This window comes from Alkalimonas sp. (assembly GCF_020831925.1).
Classification (GTDB): domain Bacteria; phylum Pseudomonadota; class Gammaproteobacteria; order Enterobacterales; family Alteromonadaceae; genus Alkalimonas.
The window spans coordinates 1-3,718 of sequence record NZ_JAFIFQ010000109.1; the positions used below are offsets into that span (position 1 = coordinate 1).

At 48.4% G+C, this 3,718-nt stretch carries 3 protein-coding genes; all 3 read right to left on the reverse strand.

The features are described from left to right. Positions 1 to 128: 128 nt before the first annotated feature. On the reverse strand, positions 129 to 1,280 hold the full coding sequence (locus tag JJU14_RS16265) for an HDOD domain-containing protein (protein WP_228614776.1): 1,152 nt from the start codon (positions 1,278 to 1,280) through the stop codon (positions 129 to 131). A gap of 1 nt (position 1,281) precedes the next feature. Next, entirely contained in the window at positions 1,282 to 3,255 is a 1,974-nt protein-coding gene (locus JJU14_RS16270) for an EAL domain-containing protein (RefSeq protein WP_228614777.1), read from the reverse strand. Positions 3,256 to 3,257: 2 nt separating this feature from the next. Next, positions 3,258 to 3,718 (reverse strand): response regulator (locus JJU14_RS16275; protein ID WP_228614778.1); only part of this gene is annotated, 461 nt, incomplete at its 5' end.

The following is a 3,718-nucleotide window of genomic DNA, read 5'->3' on the forward strand; positions in this document are numbered from 1 at the left end:
TTGGATGCTCATATAGACCTGTGACTTGGCTGACACAGAATATTGAACACCCTCGTTTTTGCTGGATGAGTTAAACAGTTAAATCCATACGGCAAAGCAAAATTTTAATATCGAACTATGATCTATAGTCATTTCACGCGCCAAGAAAACTCCGCAATGGCCTGACATATTGATGAAGACATTTGCCTATCACTGCAGTATCGTTGTATTTCCAACGGTGTTTTATTGTGAAATAGCACCTGATTCACAATAAATAAAATCAGATGTTGAGACTTTAGGTGTGGCTCAGTCACAGCCATCGCATCATGACACTTCATGATCAATTCGCAAAGCTCTGCTCTATAACCCCATAAGCGCATGACATAGGCTGAAATCAATTGGTAATCTGCACCATCTTCTTGCAATATGGCTTCGTTGTGTAAAGTGCTTTCATCACTGCCTTCCGCCAATAAAATCATTTTACCTATAAAGCTTAGCAATGCGGTAGCAAACAGTTCATCTTGCGCATCGCGGCTCAGATCGCACTGTTTGGCAAAGGCTTTCACACAACAAGCATAATCAGACGCAATGTCGAGCTGTCTTTGATGGCTATCGGCCGGCACGGACGCCTGGTAATTTTTTGCAATCACCATCGAGCTGACAATGGCCAGCAGCATTTTGGTACCAAGACGGGACACCGCCTCATCGATGGATGATGTTTGACGCTGAAAGCCAAGGTAGGCGGAGTTGGCTAACTGCAATACTTTGGCCATGATCACCGGGTCTTTGGCGATGACTGCTGCGATTTCATGGGCATCACTGTCGTCACTATCCACCAACCCCTTTAGCTTTCGTAGCAAGCCAACGGAAACCGGAAAACTGGTCATAGCCCCAAGAGCACTGCGGACTGACGGTGCAAATGGCAAACGCTTTAAGTCTGCTACGGCTTCAAACAACGCGAGCACATCCTGGGCATTAAAAGGCTTAGCAAGGTAGGCGTGCACCACATTGGGCTGACGCATCATGGTTGCCAATGTCATGTCCCCGGTGAGTAAAGCACGAACCGGGTAAGAATTCACCTGCGTGCAACGCTCAAGCACATCCAAGCCATGCATGTGCGGCATTAAGTAATCGCTGATCACCAAGTCCACATGAGGATGTTCACGCAAATAGCACCAGAAAGGCTCAAGCTCGCTAAAGGTTTCAATACAGGCTTCCGGGCACATCCGCTGCATGGAGCGCTTTAATGCTTTGAGTAAAAACGCATCATCATCCAGCATCACAACACTTATCGATTCCATGCTAGCCCTCTGCCTCGCCCTGAAACGCCAGCTGCGAGAAGTCTTTCGGCGCTAGCGGCTGAGCCAGTAAAAATCCTTGAAATAGATCGCACCCCATGTCTTTTAACAACCCTAGTTGAAAGCTGGTTTCAATGCCTTCAGCCACGACCAATAATTTGAGATCATGCGACATCCGAATGATGTTGCGAACCATGCTTTGTACGGCCAGAGAGCTTTCCAGTTCGTCTATCAAGCTTTTGTCGAGCTTGATTGCATCTGCCGGTAAACGCGACAGATACGACAATGACGAATAACCACACCCAAAATCATCAATGTAAAGCGTGCAACCCAGTTCACGTAACCGCAGCATTTGCTGCTGGCAATGCTGTAAATCCTGCACCAGGTAGGTTTCTGTCAGTTCGAAGCCCAAACAGGATGGAGCCACCTGATACTGCGCCAGCAACTCTGCAATAAAAGGAACCAAACCGACATCTTCTTTAAGCTGGCGGCCCGACAGGTTCACCGCAATCGACAATGGCGAGCAACCAGCCTGTTGCCACTCAGCAAGCTGTTGGCAAGCTTTGGCTAATACCCAGCGGCCAATGTCTAAAATTTGTCCTTCCCGTTCTGCTATAGGAACAAAAACCGCGGGTGACACCCAACCATGCTTTTGCGGTTCAAACCAGCGCAACAGGGCTTCAGCCCCGACAATTTTACCATCGCGATTCATTTTGGGCTGAAACTTCAGCTGCAGCTGCTGCTCCAGCTCCGGTTGCAGCAAAGCCCTGCTGATTTCAAAATTTCGCCGATAGTCCTTAACCAACTGCTCATCGAAACGGCAAAACGATTGACGGGCAGATTTGGCCTGATGTGTCATGCACAGGCGCATGGGGCTCAGTAATTCTTTGAGTGTTAAACCGTCATCCGGCGCCATGCCGTAGACACCAAACAGCTTGATCTGCTTCATTTTATACTGCTGGGACATCGCAGCCTGAAAAGCCTGACAGATCTGCTCCAGGCGTTGCAATACTCCCTGCTCACTGTCAACATCTGACAACAATAACAGGAAACGATCACCATTCAGATAACACAATTTCTCGGTGGTATTGAGTGATTGCACCAGCGCTTCGGTAATGCTGACGATAAGTTGATCTGCGGTACGGAACCCAAGCAGATCATTCAAAGCGTCGTATTGGCTGATACCAAGCACTATCAGAGAGCAACAACGATGCATTTCCAGACAGTCATGCAACGCAGCAGCCAATGCTTGCTCTGAGGCAAGCTGAACCTGTGGCGGGAAATGAGGCTCGTCTACCACTGAGACTTCATGCGAAAGTTGCACGATGTGCCCAAAATCATCGCTCAGATAGCGCTCTAACAGGACAGGTTTCTGCTGCTGATCCCAAACCAGCAGCTCATCCAGCTCCCCTTGGCAAAAACGCAGAAAAACTTCTGGCTCAGAACTGTTTACCAAGCGGTGCAATGGTTGTTCTGTAGTTGCAAGCTCAGGCAATAACACCAAGGCGGCTGCATTGGCTCGTTGCAGGATACCGTTTTTATTCAATTCAATCAGCGCTGAATGGCTGCCCAATAGCAATTGATCCCGCTCATTTTTTTGCTGCTGCTGATGAAATGCGTCAAAAGCATCCTTGACGTGTTGCAGTATATCGGTTTCATCCCAGGGCTTTTCCAAAAAACGAAATGCCAGGCCTTCATTTAACAACTCCACCACCGATTTAAAATCGGTATAACCACTCAGCACCAAATTAATGGTCTGGGGCCAACGGTCACTGACAACACGCAACAATTCAGCGCCGGACATTTCAGGCATTCTAAAGTCAGTGATGATCACAGGGAATGCCCCTGACGTCAGTTGTTCAATGGCCTCACGACCACTGTTTGCCGTTACAACATGATAACCATGACGACAGAACAACCGCTTCAGCGCTTTGAGCACACTGTGTTCATCATCGACCAGTAGAATTGCCTGTTGCATAGTTACCTCGCAAGCGTCCGTAAGTTCAGCAATTTTTGTACTTTGGCCAGCAGCATATCGGCATCAAATGGCTTCATTAAGTAGTCATTTGCGCCAAGTTCCACCGCCTTTTCAAGTTGAGCTTCTGGTAAACCGGAAATCACCAGCAGCCGGACATCGTCAAACTCCCGCTGCTTTCGAATCACCCGAATTACATCAAAGCCACTGAGACCCGGCATCGCCAGATCAATGGTCATCAAATCAGGGGTTTGTTGATTCACCAAGATACCCGCTTCAAAACCACCAGCAGCTTCTACAACTTCCAGCTCAAGTCGTTGCAAAGTTCGCCGGATGATGGAGCGAATCCCCGCTTCGTCATCCACTACCAACACACGAGGATGGGCAGACAAGCTTGCCGGAACCGGCATTCCCTGCTTTTCCAGAAACGCAATAAAATCGGCAACCTGTACCCGGTAGTTGCCTC